Source organism: Rhodococcus sp. ACS1 (genome assembly GCF_002300155.1).
In the GTDB taxonomy this organism is placed as follows: Bacteria; Actinomycetota; Actinomycetes; order Mycobacteriales; family Mycobacteriaceae; genus Rhodococcus_F; species Rhodococcus_F koreensis.
This window is the reverse complement of the sequence record NZ_NSDZ01000005.1, coordinates 1,119,052-1,137,618: the sequence shown is the minus strand read 5'-3', so window position 1 is coordinate 1,137,618 and position 18,567 is coordinate 1,119,052. Positions and strand designations below refer to the sequence as shown.

Sequence of the window (18,567 nt, the reverse complement as noted above, 5' to 3'; positions counted from 1 at the left end):
CAGGCTTCGAATCGCCCGGGCGCACAGAGGTTTACTTCGGAGTGGGTGTCAGCTCTTCACGAGTACCTTCGGCTCGTCGGCGGCAGGGGTCTCCGTGGCCTGCTCTTCGACGACCTCGCCGTGGCCATCGTCGACCATCGTCGACTCGTCGAAGGGGAGCTTGCCGTCGAGGACGGTGCGGACGCGGTCGTTGTCGATCGTGTTCGTCCAGGAACCGACGAGCAGGGTGGCGACGGCGTTGCCGGAGAAGTTCGTGACCGCGCGGGCCTCGGACATGAACCGGTCGATACCGACGATGAGGCCGACGCCGTCGAGCAGTTCGGGACGGTGGCTCTGCAGGCCGCCGGCGAGGGTGGCGAGCCCGGCGCCGCTGACTCCGGCAGCACCCTTGGACGCGATGATCATGAACACCAGCAGCGACAGCTGCTCGGGGAAGGACAGCGGCTGGCCCATTGCGTCGGCGATGAAGATCGACGCCATGGTCAGGTAGATCGCCGTGCCGTCGAGGTTGAACGAGTAGCCGGTGGGGACGACGACACCGACGGTGGTGCGCTCGACGCCGACGTGTTCCATCTTCGCGATCAGGCGGGGCAGGGCCGACTCGGAGGAGGACGTGGCGAAGATCAGCAGGTACTCCCGGGCCAGGTACCGGACCAGCTTGAAGATCGAGACGCCTGCGACGACGCGGAGCACGGATCCGAGGACACCGAACACGAAGATCAGGCAGGTGAGGTAGAAGCCGAGCATGAGCGTGGCGAGCTGGACGACGGCGCCGAGGCCGGTCTGGCCGACGACGTTCGCGATGGCACCGAACGCACCGATCGGGGCGAGCCACAGGATCATCGACAGGATCTTGAAGACGAGCTTCTGGACGGAGCCGACTGCACGCAGGATCGGCTCACCCTGCTTGCCCAGGGCCTGCAGTCCGAAGCCGACGAGCAGCGCGACGAACAGGGTCTGCAGGACGCTTCCCTCGGTCAGCGCGGACATCAGCGACGTGGGGATGATCGACTGGAGGAAGTCCATGGTGCCGCCGGCTCCGTGGGCCTTCTCGGCGAGCGCCGCACCCGTGCTTGCGGTGTCGGCGCTGATGTTCAGGCCGGTGCCCGGGTCGAGCAGGTTGCCGACCAGCAGACCGATGCCGAGCGCGACCGTGGACATGCCGATGAAGTAGGTGAGGGCGAGTCCGCCGACCTTGCCCACCTTGGCGGCGGCCTTCACCGATCCGATGCCGAGCACGATCGTGCAGAAGATGACCGGGCTGATCATCATCTTGATCAGATCGACGAACATCGTGCCGAGCACGCCGAGCGACTTGCCGACTCCCGGAGCCAGCCACCCGACGAGGATGCCCGCGACGACGGCGACGATGACCCCCATGTACAACCAGTGTGTCCGGTCGCGCTTCTTGGTCTTCCCTGTCGCAGTACTCATGGGATTGTCCTCCAATTCGAGTGGCAAGCTGATCGGTGAGGCCGGTGAGTGACCGCGATCACGTCTTGGAAGAATCTTCTAAGCGATCGCTTGGCTGGAGAAGTTTGTGTTCATTACGTTCAGGAGAAATGCATTGCCGCACCATCCGCCGAGACGGCCCATGAGCGTCGCGAGGCAGCTCTTCCTCCTGCAGCTCGTCGTGTTGGTGCTGGTCATCGGCGCCGGGACCGCGCTGGCCATCGTCGACCAGCGTCGCGACAGCGACGAGACCACCCGGCGCGCCGTCACGGCCGTCGCGACCACACTCGCGCTGTCGGACGGCACCGTCGAGGCATTGCGGTCCCCCGACCCGACGGCCGTTCTCCAGCCCCAGACCGAGCAGATCCGCGCCGCGACCGGCACCGATTTCATCGTCGTGATGACGCCCGCGGGCATCCGCTTCACTCACACCAACCCGGAGCTGATCGGCGGCGTGTTCTCCGGGAACATCGAGCGCGCGCTCCGCGGGGAGACGTTCACGGAGACGTACGCCGGTTCGCTGGGACCATCGATCCGGGCGGTGACACCGGTGTACGACGGCGACCGGATCGCGGGCCTGGTGTCCGTCGGCGTCACCCGGGCGAAGATCGGCGACCAGTTCGCCGCGAGCCTGCCGACCATCTTCGCGGTCGCCGCGATCGGTCTGGCGGTGTCGGCGGCAGGTTCGTTCCTGCTGAGCAGGCGCCTGCGCCGTCAGACGCTGGGGATGGCCCCGGACGAGCTGCGGCAGATGTACGAGCATCACGACGCCGTCCTGCACTCGATCGGTGAGGGCCTGGTGGTGCTCGGCCGCGACAGCGGTGACACCGCGAATGCCGAAGTGGTGAACGACGAAGCGCGCCGCCTCCTCGATCTCCCCGAGGGCCCCGTCCCGCTGGCCGCGCTGCCGGAGTCGCTGCGGCAGTCGCAGGACGACGATTCCCGGGACGAGGTGCACGTGACCCCCGACCGCGTGCTGCTCGTCAGCCGGGAACCCGTGACGTGGGAGGGGCAGCGTCTCGGGACCGTGCTGACACTGCGTGATCGCACGGAATTGCAAAGCATCATGGGCGAACTCGACTCCGTGCGCGGCTTCGCGGAATCGCTGCGGTCACAGGCGCACGAATCGGCAAACCGACTGCACACGATCATCACGATGGTCGAACTGGGCCGCTACGACGACGCGATCGCGTTCGCCACCGAGGATCTGCGGTTGTCGCAGGAACTGATCGACCGCTTGATGACGGCGGTGCACGAACCCGCCCTGGCCGCACTGCTGCTCGGCAAGGTTGGGGTGGCCGCCGAGCGGGGAGTCGACCTGACCGTCACCGAGGACACCGCTCTCGGGCCCGTGGCGCCGCTCAGTGCGCGTGAACTCGTGACGCTGGTGGGTAATCTCGTGGACAACGCGATCGACGCCGCCCGCGGCGCGATGGAATCCCCCGGAGAGGATGCGTGGGTGGAAGTGACCGTCCGTCAAGAGGATTCGACGATGGTGGTGCGGGTGGCCGACAGCGGACCCGGCATTCCCGCCGACGAACTCGACAAGGCGGTCACGCGCGGCTACTCCACCAAGTCGGGTCAGCGCGGGCTCGGACTGGCGTTGGTGGCCCAGGTGGTGGCCCGGCACGGCGGGACGATCCACACGGAGCCGTCACTCGGATCGATGGTCGTCGTCGAGATCCCGATCGAGGGGGCCGCCTCGTGATCCGCGTGATGATCGTCGAGGACGAACCACTCATCGCCGAGGCCCATCGGGCGTATGTGGAACGCATTCCGGGCTTTTCGGTGCACACCGTCGTTCACGACGGCAACGGCGCCATGCGGGCGGTCGCCGCGGCGAACGGCAGCGACGACCCCATCGACCTCGTCCTCCTCGACATCGGCCTGCCGGATGCCAGCGGCCTCGACGTCGCGGCGGCACTGAGCGGCGTGCGACCGAGTCCCGACGTGATCGCCGTGACCTCGGCCCGCGACCTGGAGATGGTCCGCACCGCCGTGGCGCGCGGAATCGCGTTGTATCTCCTGAAGCCGTTCACGTTCGCGGCGTTCCGCGACAAACTCGAGCGGTACCGGGAATTCCGCGACGCCCTGCCTGCCGGAAGCAACGCACTGAGTCAGCACGACATCGATCGGGCGATGTCCGCGCTACGCACCTCCGACGAGCGCGCTGCATCCCCGAAAGGCGTTGCACCACAGACGCTCGACCACGTTTCGGCGTGCGTCCGTGACGCTGCCGGACCGCTGACGGCGGCCGAGGTGGCGGCCAGCATCGGGGTCTCCCGGGTGACGGCCTGGCGGTATCTCGAACGTCTCGCCGACGACGGGGTGCTCACCCGGCACACCGAGTACGGCAGGGCCGGCCGTCCGCAGATCCGGTACGAGCTGCGCTGAAGTACGAACCGGGGTTGTGACCTAGGTCACATCGGTGGACGATTGTAGAGGAGTCACCTCCGGCTCGCAGTAACTCAGTCAAGGACCTTCACAATGTCTAGCAGAATTGCCACCACACTCGCCGCAATCGCATTGACCCTGTCGCTCGGTACTCTGGCTGCTCCCGCAGCTGTCGCGGCGCCGGCCGCGCCGTCACCGACCCCGGCAGTCGGTTCGATCGCCGTCTGCCTCAACCTGCCACTGGGGTCGGCCAGCATCAGTTTCTGCATCTGAGCAGTGCGGGGGGCGAACTCGAACGCTACATCTGTGCATGTCTCGTAGCGTCCGTCGACGCCGTCGTGCCCTGGGCCCGCCAGACCGGTGCGAACCTGCGTTCGAATCGTCAGTCCCGCTGTCCGTCGCCGGGCCGGTGATCGACGGACGCGCACGATCGGGGGCGAGTCCACGCGTGCCGCGTCCGCTGCTCGAAATCCTTCGCCATATCGAGCAATTGGTCCTCCGCGCGGTGTCGCCCGACCAGCTGGATCCCCAGTGGTGTCCCCGCTTCGCTGAAGCCCGCCGGTAGAGAGATGACCGGGTGGCCGGTCACGGTGACGTGGCACGCGGACTCCATCCAGCCGAGGTAATCCGGTTGCTGTACGCCACACACCGAGGCGGGAAACTGCAGGTCGACGTCGAACGCCGGGAGGGGCGACACCGGGAGAAGCAGACCGTCGTACGTTTCCAGAAACTCTCGCATGCGATGGAAGAGTTCCGTCCTGAGCCGCGCAGCGCGACCGACGTCTCGACCGGAGAGTCGTCGCCCGGCAAGCATGTTCTCGTACAGACTGGGCCGAACCCACTCCCGATTCGCGTCGAACAGATCACCCAGCGCAGCTTCGAACTGCCACGCACGCAGAGTCCTGAAGCACTCGCCCGCGCCGTCGAAGCTGATGCATGCTTCCTCGACGATCGCGCCTGCCTCCCGGCACGTGTGCGCAGCGCGTTCGACGACTCGGCGAACCTCCGGGTCCACCGGAATGGTTCCGCCAAGATCGACGGAAAATGCGATTCTTCGACCTCGAAGGCCGTCTGCGGCGACAGTTGCAAATCGGGATCCGGGCTCCTCCAGGCTGAGGGGAGACCGGCCGTCCGGACCGGCCATCACCGACAGCAGCAGCGCAACGTCGTCGACGCAGCGTGCCATCGGCCCTTGAACGGACAGCCCGCACCAGCCGTCGGACGCAGGGTAGGTGGGCACCCGCCCGGCACTCGGGCGTAATCCGACGACATTGCAGTACCCAGCCGGGAGTCGAAGAGACCCGCCCATGTCGTTGCCGTCCGCGATGGGGTGCATGCCGGCGGCGAGAGCTGCGGCAGCACCTCCCGATGAACCGCCCGCGGTCACGGCGAGGTCGTAGGGATTGCGCGTCGCACCGAAAAGGTCGTTGAAGGTATGACCACCTGCGACGAACTCGGGAACATTGGTCTTGCCCAGCGTGACGACGCCCGCGGCCTTCATCCGTTCCACGACGAGATCGTCGAGTTCGGGCACGTAGTGCTCGTGGATCCGGGAACCGAAGGTTGTCCGGACTCCCATGGTGAGGTGGTTATCTTTGTGGGCGACGGGAATTCCGTGGAGCGGGCCGTCCCACCCGCCGGATGCAAACCGTTGATCGGCGGCTGCCGCCTGCTCCATCGCAGCTTCCGGAAGGTACGTCACGATGGCGTTGACGTCGGGGTTGACCTCATCGATGCGCTCGAGATGCGCCGACACGGTTTCTCGCGCCGAGAGCTCTCCTGCACGCATCAGCTGAGACAGCTCCGTCGCGCTGCGGTAGTACAGCGGCTCCGCCATGGACGACCTTCCTTCGTGAATGGACATGCATCGGGTGTTGTGAGTATCGGGACGATCGGCCGGACGGAGCCGCGAGTTCGTCCGCCCCGGAGTCAGCGGTAGCCGTACCGAAGACGATCATCGTCTGCCACGACACTCTCGCCACTCGGCCTCGGAATCCGCAGATTCCGCATCAAGACGTACGCGTCCCGGGGCAGCTGCCCACCGGCGCCCTGCTGGTCCGGAAGTTCGAACCACAACTGCAGACTTCCCTGCTCCACGATCAACTGATACGCCCTGCTTCGATCCGGAGCAGGCGAATTCCGATCACTCCGATCGACGAAACCTGCGTTCCGCGCGGCATCGCGGGAGGGGAGGTACCGCGCGATCCGAGAACCTCGAGCCCATCCGGGCAGATCGTCGCGGTCCAGTTCGTCCGCGATCATCGCGGCGATCCTGCCCGTCGATGGTCGCACCGCTGTTGCGCCAACCGGTCTCAGCCGGTCCTCGAGATTGTCCGCCGTGACACGCAGAACCCACGCTGTCCCGATCCTGGTCGGAGTGTGCAATCGAAATCCTGGCCAATCCGAATGGGCGATCGACTGCAGCACCGTGCGGCCGTCGCATCCCAGCCGGGTCAGCGACCTTCGTGAATAGGCAATCCCGCGTGCCACCGGATCGCTCAGACCCAGCTCGCTGAGCAGGGAGAAGGCACGTCCCGGGGCCGCTCCGCCGTATCCGACCTCGACGTCGTCGATCGCGACGACGTCGCCATTGCTCATGTCCCACAACATGTGGGGCACGACCAGAGATCCCGCCGAATTGGTGGGGAACCTTCTCGGATCACAACCGGACGACCAGAAGACGTCGCTTGCAGCGAATCCCGCGACGATGCGAGTGACTCGCGCGTCGAGCTTCTCGACGTGGCGCAGGGCGTTGGCAGGCCTCGCCCAGATCATTCACCCCACCGGCTTCCCGCTGACGTCAGCCAATCGCCTGCTCCCAGATCCAGCAAGGCGTTGTGCGCGGCTACGAACGGCTCTATGGGGAGCCTGGTGATTCCCGCGCCGACCTGTCCGATCCCCGCATCTCGGTGAGCGAATCCGTTGTTGACCACCGGGGAAATTCCCGTACGCGCTACCGCTTCGACGTCGATTCCCATCGGTGTGCCCCGGAAACCCTCGCCGGGAATCAGGAACCGACTACTACCCCCTCGGGTGATCTGACGCATCTCGGACACATAGTCCTGGAGCACGCTGGGGCTTCCCCCGATATAGGAACTGATGGCGGGGGCCGCCGACAGAGCGAAGGCGCCGAGCCCGATCACCTCGGTCACGAGCGAATCACCCATCATCGGGCAGGCATCGTCGACGGTATAGCCCTCGAACAGCTTCGGATCTCCTACGGGCGCGGATGCCGTGATCCACGAGTCGAGGCCACTGACGCGAATCCCCATCCGCCGGCCGTTTCCCGCGATCGCTGTCACCAACCCCCGGGTTCCACAGCGGTGGGCGGCATCCGCGACGAGCTTCGCTGCCGCCATCGAGAAAGACAGAAAGGTGTGGGGATTGCCGGCGAGGAAATCGAGGACGGCCGCGGCGGTCCCCGAGTCCGGGGCGTGCTCGACCACGGCGGGCGCGAGCCTGATCGTCAGCGCCGCCGTCGACGCCACGTTCCGATTGTGGCATTCGTCGCCGCGCCGAAGACCTTCCGACTGCAATGCGGTGATATCGATACCGTCCACCGCCCGCAACGCGTCGTCGAGAACCGGCGTCAGGACGGTACTCATCCACCGCAGCCGCTCGAGCACAGCGGCATCGTTGGCACCGAACCGGAGTGCTCGACCGAGCCCTTCGTTCAACGGCGCGAACGCGTTGTGCCCGTCGTCTCCCTCCACCACCACCATCGGAGTGCTGGGAGAAATGATGCCTGCCATCGCCCCGACAGCGGATGCCGAGTGACACGGCCGCAGATCGATCTTCCCCGCGTCGAACAGTTCACCGGCGGCCGCGAGATCGGGAGCCTCACCCTCGAGCACCAGCGCCCCGAGAATCGCACCTCTCATCGGACCCACTACCTCGCCGGGCTCCACCTGCGGGCCGGCGTGCAGGTACGAGCGGCGATCCACCGTGTCGATGACATCTCCCGCCCGTCTGACACCGACCGCGGTCGCGGACGTGGTGTCCAGTACCGCCCAACCATCCCTTACAGTCATGACAACTCCATCGAAAGTCGGATAGGACGTGTCCGGCCGGCTGGAAGCGGGCCACGGACGACATCTCCGGATTGTTGCGGGCAGAGGTACCGATCGGCCCGCTCGGCAATCCCAAAGATACCGAGGCACAGCCGATTTAGCGAGATCATGCTGGTCACATCTTGCCGATGAGAGGTATCATTTCGACTGATGATCGACCGCCGGCGAACGTCCGGAGAGGTGACGAGAGATGCGAATGAAACTGAACCGAATTGATCTGAACCTTCTCGTCGGCCTGGACGCCCTCCTGTCGGAGAGGAGCGTCTCTCGCGCTGCGAAGCAACTCTCGGTCGGGCAACCGGCGATGAGTGGCACATTGTCGCGATTGCGAAAACTCTTCGACGATCCCCTGCTCGTCCGCGACGGGTCGTCGATGACGCTGACACCGCTCGCGGAGTCCCTCACATACCTGGTCCACGACATACTCGGATCGATCGAGACGCTGGTGACCGTGCGTGCACCGTTCGACGCGGCGAGTGACACCCGCACGTTCACCATCCACGCGAGTGACTATGTCACGCTCGTCCTACTCCGCTCGTTCGTCAGGGCGGCTGCCGGCGAAGCGCCGAACGTGCGGATCAATATCGCTCCGCCACAAACGAATTACTTCGGTCCGCTGCTCGAGGCGCGGGCTGATCTCGTGATCATCCCACGCGAGATCGTGGGACACGTCGGAACCGCTTACGCCAGCGCCCCCCTCTTCACGGACCGGCACGTCTGTGTGGTCGCCGCGGACCATCCCGTTGTGGGCGAGACGATGTCGCGGGAGCAGTTCAGCGCGTTTCCGCACCTGTCCGCCACCGGCGGAATCCCGCCGTCCTTCGCCGAGACCCAGTTCGACGAAATCTCATTGCCCTTTCGCATCGAAGCGTCGACGACCAGTTACGTCGCCGCCCCATTCCTGCTGGAAGGAACGGAGATGGTGGCGGTGCTGTACGAGCGCCTGGCGCGAGCACTTCACCGCAGCGCCGGCATTCGACTGCTCGAGCCGCCGGTTTCGTTGGCCCCGATCACCGAGATGATGTACTGGCATCCGCGCCATTCCGACGATCCCGGTCACCGATGGCTTCGCCACGGCATTCGCCGGCTGGCCGAGCAACTGTGACGGTAATGCAGCGAATAACTTACCGGCCGCCAGGTTCCGGGTACTCACGACATTTGTCCGGGACAAGTATATCGTCGGCGTCCGGCCCCGAATATGCGGTCTCCGTGGACGCCGCCCATTCAATATTCCTTTTCCGGATGGATTCGATATCCTCCGGAGACACCGCGCTCAGTCCGGTCGGAATCCGACTTCCGACCGCCCACCGTCCCGACACGATCTCGCCCTCGAACCGGTCGACGACCTGGTCGACCCCTTACGGACTACCGGCTTCAATTCTTCGCCCCTTTTCTCGCGTACAGCGCCGCGCTTCATGGGGATAATTCACGAGGCCGAATAATCCCTGTCTGGTTGAACCGGAATCCATTTCGAAACCGAGCCATGGTATATTTTGAGCGTGAGCAGCGCGCACGAGCCCGAGAAAAAGTCCGAGAATTCCACGATGCAGAGCATGGATCGTGGAATGCACATGCTCGAATTGCTCGCGGAACAGCCGATGCGCGCGAAAGAACTGGCCGAAGCCACCGGAGCGAAATGGGCAACTGCGCACCGCACACTGACCTACCTTCGTGACAAGGGATTCGTCAGGCGCGACGACACAACCGGTCTGCACTACGTCGGTCGCCGGATGTTCGCCATCGGCTCCGCCTACCTCGGCGATCATCCCCTTTTCACGACGAGCGAACCGTTGATGCGGACGGCCGCCGATCGGATCAACGGATTCGTTCAGATCGCCGAGCGGGACGGGCATTCGTCGGTGGCCATTGCCAGCGTCGAACCCCGCATTCCCGTTCCCACCCTGTCCTATGCGAATACGTACCGCGCCTATCCCCTCCACACGGGAGCCCGCGGATTGGTACTGCTCGCATACTGCCCCGACGAGTTCATCGACACCTATGTCCAGGAGCCGCTGCGTTCGTTCACCGAGTACACGATCACGGAACCCGCCGAGTTGCGGGCCAAGCTGAAGCAGATCGTGGCCGATGGCTACGCCACCAGCGACCGGGATGTCACCACTGCCACATGTGGGATTGCAGCGCCGATCCGGAACGCCGCAGGCGAGGTGACGGCGTCGGTGTCGATCGCCAATTACCGCGAACAGATGCCGCCGCGGGATCTCGTTCTTCACGAGGTGCTCGGACTCGCCCAATCGCTTTCCCAGCTGATGGGCTGGCGAAACCGGTAGGTCTTCTCCTCGGCGCCGAGGAGAAGACCTACCGGCAGCCTCTAGCTCTTGACGGCAATCGCCTCGAACTCGATCAGCATCCGGGGATCCACGAGACCGGCTACGTACACGAACGTCGACGGCGGACGGTTCGGAATCCACTTGTCGCGGACAGTACGAATCTCCGGGAGGGACTCCGGGTCGGTCAGGTACCCGGTGATCTTGACGATGCGGTCCATCGAACTGCCCGCAGCCTGCAGGGCACGCTCGAGGTTCGCGAACGCCCGGTCCGCCTGTGCCCCAGCCGAGAGGTCCTCACCGATGTCACCGGACTCGTCGTGCGGCACCGCTCCCGAGGTGAACACCAGATTCCCGGCTTCCGCTGCCCAGTGCCAGGCGGCATCGGCCTGCAGGCCGGGAACGGTCACGTACTTCACATCTTCGCCGACAGTGGTCATTGGTCAGTCCTCGTCGACGATGGCGACGGCCCGGACGAATCCGGCTGTGCCGCCGGCGATCTTGATGGGCAGCGCGATGACCTTGAAACCGTGCGGAGGCAGCTGGTCGAGGTTGGCGAGCTTCTCGATGTGCGCGTATTCGATTTCGAGGCCGAGGAGGTGGCAGGGCCACAGGTACTTCGGGTCTTTGCCGTGCTTGTGGTAGTCGGCGGCCCATGCGGCGTACGGACGGTCGTAGCTCCAGGCGTCCGTTCCCACGACCGTCACGCCCTGTTCGAGGATCCATTTGAGCGCCTCACGGCTGGGTCCGCCACCACGGGTGGTGTACTCCGGCTTCCCCCAGTACTTGTCGTTTCCGGTCATCGTGAGGACGATGTCGCCCGGCTTGATGGTGTAGTTCATGTCCTTCAGCTTCTGCTGAATTTCCTCGAGGGAGACCTCCGCGCCGTCTTCGGCATCACTGATGTCGATGACGACTCCGTCACCCATGCATCGCTCGATGGGCCACTCTTCGATGGTCTTCGGCTTCGACCCGTCCGCCATCACCGGGCCGAAGTGCCACGGTGCGTCCATGTGCGTGCCGGTGTGCGAGTTCATGTCGATATGTTCGACCGCGAACGCGGCACCGGGCGTGGGCCAGTGATTCGGGTCGATGTCGTAGTTTTCCTGGTTCCATTCGGCGCCGAGCGAGTGCGGCTCGAAGATGACGCCTTTGCCCTCGAGGGTGGGGTCACCGTCGGTGACCATGGAGATGTCGATGATTCTGCTCATCTGCTTACTTCCTCATTTCTTTCGGTCGGTCGCACTCTGGATCTCACAGCGCGACAGGGGATGTGGTAGGTGCACAGTCAGCCGACTGTGAGTTTGCGGTCTTCGTCGACCGGCTCGGCGGCTCGCTTCCTGCCCAGCAGACCCACGAGGGCGGTGAGCACCGAGATCGCCGCGACAGCAATCCAACCGGCCGCGAAACCGTGATCGGGGACGATGTGCCCGAAGACCACGGGGACGATGAATCCGCCGACCGCCGCGAGGGTGAGCATCACGCCGACCGCGGTGCCGACCTGTTCGGGATCGATCTTCGACAGGTCCGCGGGCACACCCAGCCAGGCCGGGTAGCTGAAGACGAAAAGGAATCCGATCGCGAAGGAGATGAACCACAGCAGGGCATCGGGGGCGACGGGGATCGCGGCGATCAGTGCCCCCATCAGCAGGAGGGGAACGACGATGACGGATCGGTAGTTGCGGACCAGGTCCGCGACCTTGCCACCGACCAGGCTGCCGGGGATTCCCGCGAGGGCCAGGATCGCGCCGAGCATACCGCCCTGGCCGGGTGTGAAGCCGCGTTGCGCGACCGCGTACTCGCTGAACAGCTGCGATGCGGTGAAGTAGGCGCCGTACACACCGAGCATGGCGATGCCGTAGATCCACAGCTGCTTGTCGACCAGAGCCCGGATCAGGCCGGCGCGGCTGATCCGGCCGCCGTGGAGTCCGCTGACGCCGCGCGGGGTGTGGAACCACACGGCCACCGCCGCCGCCAAGACGATATTGACGATGCCGCAGATCGCGAGCATGCCACGCCATCCCGCGAGGTCGGTCACGTAGATGCACGCATACAGACCCAGCGCGACACCGGTACTGAATGCGGCACCGCACGCGATGCCCAGCGCGAGGTTGATCTCGTGATCACGAAACCACACACTGACCGCGGCGACGGCGACGGCGATGAAGATGGACGCGCCGACACCGGCGATCACTCGGTACAGGGCGAGGTCGAGGAAGCCGACCGCGACGCCGGACAGCGCCGCACCGGCCCCTTGGAGCACCATCCCGAGGACGAGAGTGCGCTTCATCCCGAGTCGGGCCGCGATGATGCCGCCCGGGACGTGGGCGACCCCGTAGCCGAGCACGAACAGCGCGATCAGCATGGCGAGCTGCTCGAAGCTCACGCCGAGGTCCTCGCTGATGGGGGTGAAGGCCGACGCGATGTTGAACCAGTTCAACGTCAGGCTGACGTAGCCGAGGACGAGCAGAGCGAGCATTCGCCATCTGGCCTGGTAGACGTCGCCGTCTCTACCGTCAATAGTCGACAATGGGGTTCCTTCCATCGGGCACATTGCCTTCGAGGCAACCGCGGGTGAGATTGGGAGAGAGCGCAATACGATACGAAGCTCTCGCTTGGTGATAGTTCGGCAATTACGGCGACCCGAGAGTCAGATCCTGTGACCCAGGTCTCTGCCGGCATCCCGAATCTATCCGCCTCCACGACAATTGGGGAGATGGATGGGTTCAACGCGTCCCGATGGCCACTATCATTTTCAGTGATGGTCTAGGCCGAGCCGATTGCCTCGGACCACGACGCTCGGGCGGTGACGAGGTGCTGGTACTTGCTCAGGCCTCGAGGCGAGTTGAACGACACGACACCCGTCACCCGGTCGTCGCGGCCGTACAGTGCGACAAACCTCTCCTCCCCCGGCGCACCGCTCATGAAGCGCACCTGATCCGTGGGGAGAGGGCAGCCCACCATCTGAGTGCGCTTGCGAAACTGGTCGGACCAGAAACTGGGGACAGCAGACAGCGTCGACCGTTTCGTTCCGGCGATGAGATTCTCCGCGACGACCGTCGCCTGCAGCGTGGCGTTGTTCCAGTGCTCGCTGCGCACCTGCGCACCGAAGTAGTCCGAGTACCAACGGGCGGCGTCACCGACAGCGTAGATGCCGGGCACGTTGGTGTGCCCGCCGTCGTCGCAGAGAACCCCGTTGTCGACCTCCACGCCTGAACCGTCGAGCCATTCGGTCACCGGAGCACCGCCGACCCCGACCACGACCAGATCGGCGGGGAGAATTCGTCCGTCGGTGAGCCTGACCCCGTTGACCCGCCCGTCTCCCATGAGTTCCTGGACGCCCACCCCGAGTTCGAGGTCGGTGCCGTGACTCGTGTGCAGATCCGCGAAGTGAGAGCCGACGATTGCCCCGAGGACGGTTCCCAAGGGGGTCGGTTGCGGATCGACCAGGGTCACCGACTGTCCGCGGGTGCGCACGCTCGCCGCCACCTCGGCACCGATGAACCCGGCACCGACGACGACAACGTCTCGGGCACTGTTCAACTCGGTTCTGAGTGCGAGGGCGTCCGGCAGCGTCCGGAGAACGTGGACACCCGCGAGGTGCCCCATGAAGGCGGGGCGCCGAGCCCGCGAGCCGGTGGCCACGACCAGCGCGTCGAATTCGAGAACCGTGCCGTCGTCGAGCGTGACAGTGTGCCGCGACGGGTCGAGCGACAGCGACGTCGCCCGGCGGCCCAGGCGAAGATCGAGGTCGAGTTCGTCGATCTCCTCCTCGGTCAGCAAGTAGAGATCGTCCGGATCACTCGAGCCGGTGAGCAACTTCTTCGAGAGTTCGGTGCGGTCGTAGGGTGATCGCACCTTCTCTTCGCCGATGAGGGTGATGCCGCCGGAGTTTCCCAGGCGCCGCAATTCCTGGATCACGTTCATGCCGGCGAGGGAACCGCCGACCACGACGATCCGCTCGAACCTACTCATCACGGGTTCCCAACGCCTTGGCGGGGCAGGATCGAATCGCCCTGTCGGTCTTCGTATGCAAGGACTCGGGCGGGCTTTCCTGCAGCAGGATCACCTTGTTCTCGTCTTCGTCCAGATCGAAGACCTCGGGGGCTTCGAGCATGCAGCTACCGTAACCACGGCACCTGCCGGCATCTGCGGTGACATGCATGACTACACCTCACTGTTGGTGTCGTCCGCGACTGCTCGCGGTTGAAAATTGTTTGGTGACAACATTGTTCGTTCTTTCTCGAGTGGTGCGCCCGGCACGGCACAGCGGCCGGTCAGCCGACGAGGTATCCGCCGTCGATCGGCAGGACGACACCGGTGATGTAGCCGGCTGCGGCGGAGGCGAGGAACGACACTCCGGCCGCTACCTCCTGTGCATCTCCGGGTCGGTTCATCGGGATGTTCCCCCCGACGGGTGAGGGGTCGTCGGGGACGGATCCCCCGGCTCGCCGCAGTGCTGCCGCGCTGGTGGTGAACAGGTCGGTGGGAATCCACCCGGGGGCGACGGCATTGACACGCACCCCGCGACCGGCGTACTCCGCAGCGATTTTCAGGGTCAGACCGACGACCGCGTATTTCGAGGCGATGTAGGCGGACCCGCCGCCGCGGGGCACGAGCCCGGCCGACGAGGCGATGTTGACGATCGCGCCGCGGCCGCGTTCGACCATGAGCGTTCCGACCTCCCGCATCACATTCGCGGTACCCAGGACGTTGACGCGCAGGACCCGTTCCCAGGTGGCGGAGGTGAGCTCGTCGAAATCCAGGTTCTGGTCGAAGATGCCGGCGGCATTGACCAGGACGTCGATCTCTCCCAGGTCGGACGTGATCTCGCCGACCACCGTGCGGACACGCTCCTCGTCGGTGATATCCGCCGCGTAGGCGGTGCTGCGCCCGCCCGTCCCGGAGACGATCTCGGCCGTACGCTTGGCGCCCACGTCGTTGGCGTCGATCACCGCGACCGCGTATCCGTCGTCAGCCAGACGGGTGGCGACAGCGCGTCCGATTCCGCTGCCGCCACCGGTCACGACCGCCACTCGCTCGGCCCAATTCGCCACGGTGCTCACGCCCCCGCGGGCTTCTTGGTGCGCAGCAGGTCCACCGTCGTCCCGATTCCGTTCTGCACGGCCCTGTCGTAGATCACCTTGGCCGCGACCAGGTCCTGCAAGGCGGTGCCGACCGACTTGAACACGGTGATCGCGTCTGCGTCGTGGGCGGGCACTCTGCCGATGGCGAGGTCCGCGAGTGTCACGATCTTGCCGTCGAGGAGCCCCTTCTCGTCGGCCGCGAGCAGATCCCCGGACTCCATACGGGCCTGTTCGGGAGCGTCGCTGACCACGAGTGCGGCCCGGTCGACGACGTCGGTGTCGATCTCCCGCAACGAGGGCATGGTGGAACCGATCGACAGCACCGTGGTCCCGGGCGCGAGCCACTTGCCCTCGAGGGCGATACGTCCTGTTCCGGCACCGGTGTTGGTGGCGACCACGACGACCGGTGCGGCGGCGGCCTCGGCCGGATCGGATACCGGGACGACCTCCACGTCGAGGCGTGCGGCCATCCGCTCGACGAATGCATTCCGCCGCTGCGGGTTCGGGCTGAAGACCCGTACCCGTTTCACCTCGAGGGCGGCGAACACGCCCTCGAGGTTCGTCTCGGCCTCCAACCCGGATCCGATGACCCCGATCTCGACGGCGGTCCGCGGCGCGAGAAGACCGGCGGCCACGCCCGTGGTCGCGCCGGTCCGGGCAGCGGTGAGGTATGCCCCGTCCAGTTGAGCGAGCAACTCACCGGTCAGCTCGTCGAACAGGCCGATCAGGTACTGGACCCCACCTTCGGAGACCTGGTTGAAAACCTTGAATCCCATCAAGCCGGTGCCGGCCGATACGCCCGGCATCAGCCGGAAGAATCCGGGCGTCGACTCCAGGTTGATGCGATCCGGCAGTTGCGCACCGCCGCGGGCCTGCGTGCGGTAGCCCTCGCGGATGGCGCTGACGAGGTCGGACATCTGCGTGAGGCTTCGCACATGCTCGTCGGTCAGTAGCAGCATTGGTCGTTACTCTCTTCCGATTTCGGTGGTCGGGGGATCCTCGGGGCCGAACGGCTGGTCGAGGTAGGCGGAGATCGTTTCTTCGTTCTGCCAGCTCAGCCCTTCGAGCGCGAGGGCATCGAGGCGGATGTGGTGGTCGAGTCGGAGCGAGGTGATCTCGAGCCGTTGCCCGTTGCGGGTCAGGATCTTCCGCACCCGTACGGCGGTGAACTCGTTGACGACGGTGAACTCGGCATCGACGGTTCCGTCGCCACCGTGCGGGGCGAGCGAGTCGTCCGTCGGGCGTGTCCGGGGAGTTGACATCAGATCACCATTCGCAGGTGCGGCAGTCTGACGACGCTCTCGTCGAGATGGACCGTCCGTTCCACGAGACCCCAGCCGTCGCCGCGACGACGCAGGATGTCATGCCGTCCGGCCGCGGTCATCACCACCGGATCCGATTGGTGGACAACGGCCACCAGCACGTTCGACGTGACGGACACCTCGTCGGCGCGCCCGGTGTCGGCGACGGACAGGACCGAGACGAATCGCCGCACCCGCTGGAGTGGGACCTCCCCCCAGGAGAAGTCGATGTGGTCGGGTTCGAGGCGCCTCGCCCAGAGATTGGCCAGGGAGTCGCGGGATTCGTCGAGCAGGTACGCACCCGCCACGAAGGGTGACTGCGACGGGTCGTCGCGTGTCACGGTGACGGGGATCCGGTAGACGAACTCGGGTTCGAGCAGCGGAATCCACCGCGCGTAGTCGTGCGCGTCGAGCAACGCCGTCTCACGGCCGTAGAACCTGCTCACATTGGCGAACGTCGCATCGTCCGCGGCGACATCGATCCGTTCCGCGCTCAGCATTGGTCGGCCGTCCCGGTCGTGCGTGTGCAGATGCTGTCGTCGTCGAGCAGTTCGGACCACCTGCGGAACATCTCCCGCTGGTTGACCTCCGAGTGATCGACGTCGTAGACGGCGCCGGGCCAGCCGACATCGTCGGCCGGTTTGATACCGACACCGCCGGCGTAGACGAAATCGGTGGACTGCGACACCCGACCGCGGCTCATGTCGGCGACGCTCGTCCAGTTCTGGAAGTCGTCGGTGTCGAAGATCCCGGCGAGACCGACCATGCGGAGGTTCGCGCGCTGCGAGTGCGCGCGTTGCTCCTCGTCGTACCACCGCGGCACCAACGCGAACATGATCAGTTCGCAGTGCATCTCGTCGACCGGTTGCCACTGCCGGAGTTGGACGTACGACACGGCCGGGGTGTCGTCCCCGGAATAGAGGGCCGCGGCATCGATGAAGGACAAGTTGGGAAAGACATTTCCGTGTAGGACAGAGATTCTCGACATCAGGTCCGCCTGTCTCGGGTCGAGACCACTCGCGATGTCGGCCCAACGCTCCTCCGGGTATCCGAGAAACACCGGTTCATCGGTTTCCAGGCCGTAGTGCTGGACCCGGAGGGTATGCCCGTTGCCGGCGACGATGCATCGCCCACGCATCGCATCCATCGAGACGTCGTCCAGCTGCGGAAAGGCCTCGGTGTTCAGATACGTGCCCAGGTCTATCGGACTCTTGTGCGTCGTTCCCAGGTGATAACCGTCGCCGGCGAAGTTCTCCGCGCCCAGCTTCCAGTTGGTTCGCACCAGGGCGCGCGCCGGCGGACCGACGACCTGCAGGTCACCGGCCTTGTCGAGCACGGCTTCGAGATACCAGGCCATGTCGCCGAGTTCGTCGAGCAGCGAAGGAGCCTCGGGGTCCCAGCTCGCAAAGATCAGCCCGTGGAAGACGTCGACGTTCGGCGGCCCGACGAGGTTGTACTTGCTCTTGTCGAAGTCCGCGTCGAAGACCTGCTTGCGCTCGGGCACTCCCCGCAACGTGCCCTTGTTGGAGAAGGTCCAGCCGTGGTAGCTGCACCGAAAGTGCGATGAGTTGCCCATGTCGGCACGACACAATTGATTGCCTCGATGCGTGCACGAATTCAGGAGGATGCGGACGTCGCCGGTCTCGTCCCGGACGACGATGACGTCCTCGCCTCCCAGCTTCCTGGTGACGTAATCGCCCGGCGACGGAATTTCGCTCTCGTGGGCGGCGAACAGCCAGCACCGGCCGAAGACTCGTTCCATCTCGGAATCGAATTCGTCTCGGCCCCAGTAGGAACGGCGGCTCACGCGAGTGACGTCCGCGGTAACACGTGTCATCTGGATGACCCCTATCAGGAGTGGATTGATACACCAGGCCGTATGTCCAAATAATGGATACAGGGTCCGTCTGGTGGATGTGATGACGGTAACAACGTTTTGCCGCAGATGTCAAAGGGTCGACCGAGCTGCGCGGCCTCA

The 18,567-nt window shown here is 65.3% G+C and carries 19 protein-coding genes; 5 read left to right on the top strand and 14 right to left on the bottom strand.

Annotated elements, in window-relative coordinates; genetic code table 11:
- Nucleotides 1-48: 48 nt before the first annotated feature.
- Nucleotides 49-1,434, bottom strand: coding sequence for a cation:dicarboxylate symporter family transporter (locus CJ179_RS25955; RefSeq protein ID WP_072943006.1), 1,386 nt, complete (start codon nucleotides 1,432-1,434; stop codon nucleotides 49-51).
- A 160-nt stretch (nucleotides 1,435-1,594) separates the two neighbouring features.
- Between CJ179_RS25955 and CJ179_RS25950 the strand changes: the two genes are divergently transcribed.
- From CJ179_RS25950 to CJ179_RS25940, 3 genes are all read left to right on the top strand, one after another.
- Nucleotides 1,595-3,160 (top strand): sensor histidine kinase, encoded by a 1,566-nt coding sequence (locus CJ179_RS25950; protein WP_095863307.1) that lies wholly within the window; start codon nucleotides 1,595-1,597, stop codon nucleotides 3,158-3,160.
- Nucleotides 3,157-3,846, top strand: a complete 690-nt coding sequence (locus CJ179_RS25945; RefSeq protein ID WP_095863306.1) for a response regulator — start codon at nucleotides 3,157-3,159, stop codon at nucleotides 3,844-3,846. Before CJ179_RS25950 ends, CJ179_RS25945 begins: the two co-directional genes overlap by 4 nt.
- A gap of 93 nt (nucleotides 3,847-3,939) precedes the next feature.
- The gene (locus CJ179_RS25940; protein WP_015888663.1) at nucleotides 3,940-4,119 is read left to right on the top strand and encodes a hypothetical protein; all 180 of its coding nucleotides are present in this window, start codon (nucleotides 3,940-3,942) and stop codon (nucleotides 4,117-4,119) included.
- Between the two features lie 109 nt (nucleotides 4,120-4,228).
- Here CJ179_RS25940 and CJ179_RS25935 read toward each other — a convergent pair whose 3' ends face one another.
- The 3 genes from CJ179_RS25935 to CJ179_RS25925 all read right to left on the bottom strand — a co-directional run bounded on the left by CJ179_RS25935 (nucleotide 4,229) and on the right by CJ179_RS25925 (nucleotide 7,877).
- Nucleotides 4,229-5,683 carry an amidase gene (locus CJ179_RS25935; RefSeq protein WP_095863305.1) on the bottom strand — a complete coding sequence of 485 codons (1,455 nt, stop codon included), beginning with the start codon at nucleotides 5,681-5,683 and terminating at the stop codon, nucleotides 4,229-4,231.
- A 92-nt stretch (nucleotides 5,684-5,775) separates the two neighbouring features.
- Complete coding sequence (locus tag CJ179_RS25930) at nucleotides 5,776-6,621, bottom strand: hypothetical protein (protein ID WP_095863304.1); 846 nt, start codon at nucleotides 6,619-6,621, stop codon at nucleotides 5,776-5,778.
- Nucleotides 6,618-7,877 (bottom strand): DUF1116 domain-containing protein, encoded by a 1,260-nt coding sequence (locus CJ179_RS25925; RefSeq protein WP_095863303.1) that lies wholly within the window; start codon nucleotides 7,875-7,877, stop codon nucleotides 6,618-6,620. The genes CJ179_RS25930 and CJ179_RS25925 overlap by 4 nt, the downstream gene beginning before the upstream one ends.
- A gap of 229 nt (nucleotides 7,878-8,106) precedes the next feature.
- Between CJ179_RS25925 and CJ179_RS25920 the strand changes: the two genes are divergently transcribed.
- The gene (locus CJ179_RS25920) at nucleotides 8,107-9,021 is read left to right on the top strand and encodes a LysR family transcriptional regulator (RefSeq protein ID WP_095863302.1); all 915 of its coding nucleotides are present in this window, start codon (nucleotides 8,107-8,109) and stop codon (nucleotides 9,019-9,021) included.
- 394 nt (nucleotides 9,022-9,415) lie between these two features.
- Nucleotides 9,416-10,204 carry an IclR family transcriptional regulator gene (locus CJ179_RS25915; RefSeq protein ID WP_095863301.1) on the top strand — a complete coding sequence of 263 codons (789 nt, stop codon included), beginning with the start codon at nucleotides 9,416-9,418 and terminating at the stop codon, nucleotides 10,202-10,204.
- A 41-nt stretch (nucleotides 10,205-10,245) separates the two neighbouring features.
- Here the strand turns inward: CJ179_RS25915 and CJ179_RS25910 are convergent, their stop codons facing one another.
- The 10 genes from CJ179_RS25910 to CJ179_RS25865 form a co-directional block, all read right to left on the bottom strand.
- Nucleotides 10,246-10,641, bottom strand: a complete 396-nt coding sequence (locus CJ179_RS25910; protein WP_072942993.1) for a RidA family protein — start codon at nucleotides 10,639-10,641, stop codon at nucleotides 10,246-10,248.
- Nucleotides 10,642-10,644: 3 nt separating this feature from the next.
- Complete coding sequence (locus CJ179_RS25905) at nucleotides 10,645-11,412, bottom strand: cyclase family protein (RefSeq protein ID WP_095863300.1); 768 nt, start codon at nucleotides 11,410-11,412, stop codon at nucleotides 10,645-10,647.
- Between the two features lie 77 nt (nucleotides 11,413-11,489).
- The gene (locus CJ179_RS25900) at nucleotides 11,490-12,731 is read right to left on the bottom strand and encodes a nitrate/nitrite transporter (RefSeq protein ID WP_167372174.1); all 1,242 of its coding nucleotides are present in this window, start codon (nucleotides 12,729-12,731) and stop codon (nucleotides 11,490-11,492) included.
- Nucleotides 12,732-12,967: 236 nt separating this feature from the next.
- Entirely contained in the window at nucleotides 12,968-14,176 is a 1,209-nt protein-coding gene (locus CJ179_RS25895) for an NAD(P)/FAD-dependent oxidoreductase (protein ID WP_072942989.1), read from the bottom strand.
- Nucleotides 14,169-14,366, bottom strand: a complete 198-nt coding sequence (locus CJ179_RS25890; protein ID WP_072942987.1) for a ferredoxin — start codon at nucleotides 14,364-14,366, stop codon at nucleotides 14,169-14,171. The genes CJ179_RS25895 and CJ179_RS25890 overlap by 8 nt, the downstream gene beginning before the upstream one ends.
- A 112-nt stretch (nucleotides 14,367-14,478) precedes the next feature.
- Nucleotides 14,479-15,267, bottom strand: a complete 789-nt coding sequence (locus tag CJ179_RS25885; protein ID WP_095863299.1) for an SDR family NAD(P)-dependent oxidoreductase — start codon at nucleotides 15,265-15,267, stop codon at nucleotides 14,479-14,481.
- Nucleotides 15,264-16,247, bottom strand: a complete 984-nt coding sequence (locus tag CJ179_RS25880; protein WP_072942986.1) for an ornithine cyclodeaminase family protein — start codon at nucleotides 16,245-16,247, stop codon at nucleotides 15,264-15,266. Before CJ179_RS25880 ends, CJ179_RS25885 begins: the two co-directional genes overlap by 4 nt.
- 6 nt (nucleotides 16,248-16,253) lie before the next feature.
- The gene (locus CJ179_RS52820) at nucleotides 16,254-16,550 is read right to left on the bottom strand and encodes a dihydrodiol dehydrogenase (protein ID WP_241031472.1); all 297 of its coding nucleotides are present in this window, start codon (nucleotides 16,548-16,550) and stop codon (nucleotides 16,254-16,256) included.
- Nucleotides 16,550-17,089, bottom strand: coding sequence for an aromatic-ring-hydroxylating dioxygenase subunit beta (locus CJ179_RS25870; protein ID WP_072942985.1), 540 nt, complete (start codon nucleotides 17,087-17,089; stop codon nucleotides 16,550-16,552). The genes CJ179_RS52820 and CJ179_RS25870 overlap by 1 nt, the downstream gene beginning before the upstream one ends.
- On the bottom strand, nucleotides 17,083-18,351 hold the full coding sequence (locus CJ179_RS25865) for a Rieske 2Fe-2S domain-containing protein (protein ID WP_072942984.1): 1,269 nt from the start codon (nucleotides 18,349-18,351) through the stop codon (nucleotides 17,083-17,085). The genes CJ179_RS25870 and CJ179_RS25865 overlap by 7 nt, the downstream gene beginning before the upstream one ends.
- Nucleotides 18,352-18,567 lie beyond the last annotated feature (216 nt).

Bases quoted from the DNA above. Each gene is read 5' to 3' on its own strand.
- CJ179_RS25930 (WP_095863304.1), bottom strand. From the start codon at position 6,621: ATGATCTGGGCGAGGCCTGCCAACGCCCTGCGCCACGTCGAGAAGCTC.
- CJ179_RS25935 (WP_095863305.1), bottom strand. From the start codon at position 5,683: ATGGCGGAGCCGCTGTACTACCGCAGCGCGACGGAGCTGTCTCAGCTG.
- CJ179_RS25925 (WP_095863303.1), bottom strand. From the start codon at position 7,877: ATGACTGTAAGGGATGGTTGGGCGGTACTGGACACCACGTCCGCGACC.
- CJ179_RS25870 (WP_072942985.1), bottom strand. From the start codon at position 17,089: ATGCTGAGCGCGGAACGGATCGATGTCGCCGCGGACGATGCGACGTTC.
- CJ179_RS52820 (WP_241031472.1), bottom strand. From the start codon at position 16,550: ATGTCAACTCCCCGGACACGCCCGACGGACGACTCGCTCGCCCCGCAC.
- CJ179_RS25920 (WP_095863302.1), top strand. From the start codon at position 8,107: ATGCGAATGAAACTGAACCGAATTGATCTGAACCTTCTCGTCGGCCTG.
- CJ179_RS25895 (WP_072942989.1), bottom strand. From the start codon at position 14,176: ATGAGTAGGTTCGAGCGGATCGTCGTGGTCGGCGGTTCCCTCGCCGGC.
- CJ179_RS25890 (WP_072942987.1), bottom strand. From the start codon at position 14,366: ATGCATGTCACCGCAGATGCCGGCAGGTGCCGTGGTTACGGTAGCTGC.
- CJ179_RS25955 (WP_072943006.1), bottom strand. From the start codon at position 1,434: ATGAGTACTGCGACAGGGAAGACCAAGAAGCGCGACCGGACACACTGG.
- CJ179_RS25910 (WP_072942993.1), bottom strand. From the start codon at position 10,641: ATGACCACTGTCGGCGAAGATGTGAAGTACGTGACCGTTCCCGGCCTG.
- CJ179_RS25905 (WP_095863300.1), bottom strand. From the start codon at position 11,412: ATGAGCAGAATCATCGACATCTCCATGGTCACCGACGGTGACCCCACC.
- CJ179_RS25865 (WP_072942984.1), bottom strand. From the start codon at position 18,351: ATGGAACGAGTCTTCGGCCGGTGCTGGCTGTTCGCCGCCCACGAGAGC.
- CJ179_RS25950 (WP_095863307.1), top strand. From the start codon at position 1,595: ATGAGCGTCGCGAGGCAGCTCTTCCTCCTGCAGCTCGTCGTGTTGGTG.
- CJ179_RS25880 (WP_072942986.1), bottom strand. From the start codon at position 16,247: ATGCTGCTACTGACCGACGAGCATGTGCGAAGCCTCACGCAGATGTCC.
- CJ179_RS25940 (WP_015888663.1), top strand. From the start codon at position 3,940: ATGTCTAGCAGAATTGCCACCACACTCGCCGCAATCGCATTGACCCTG.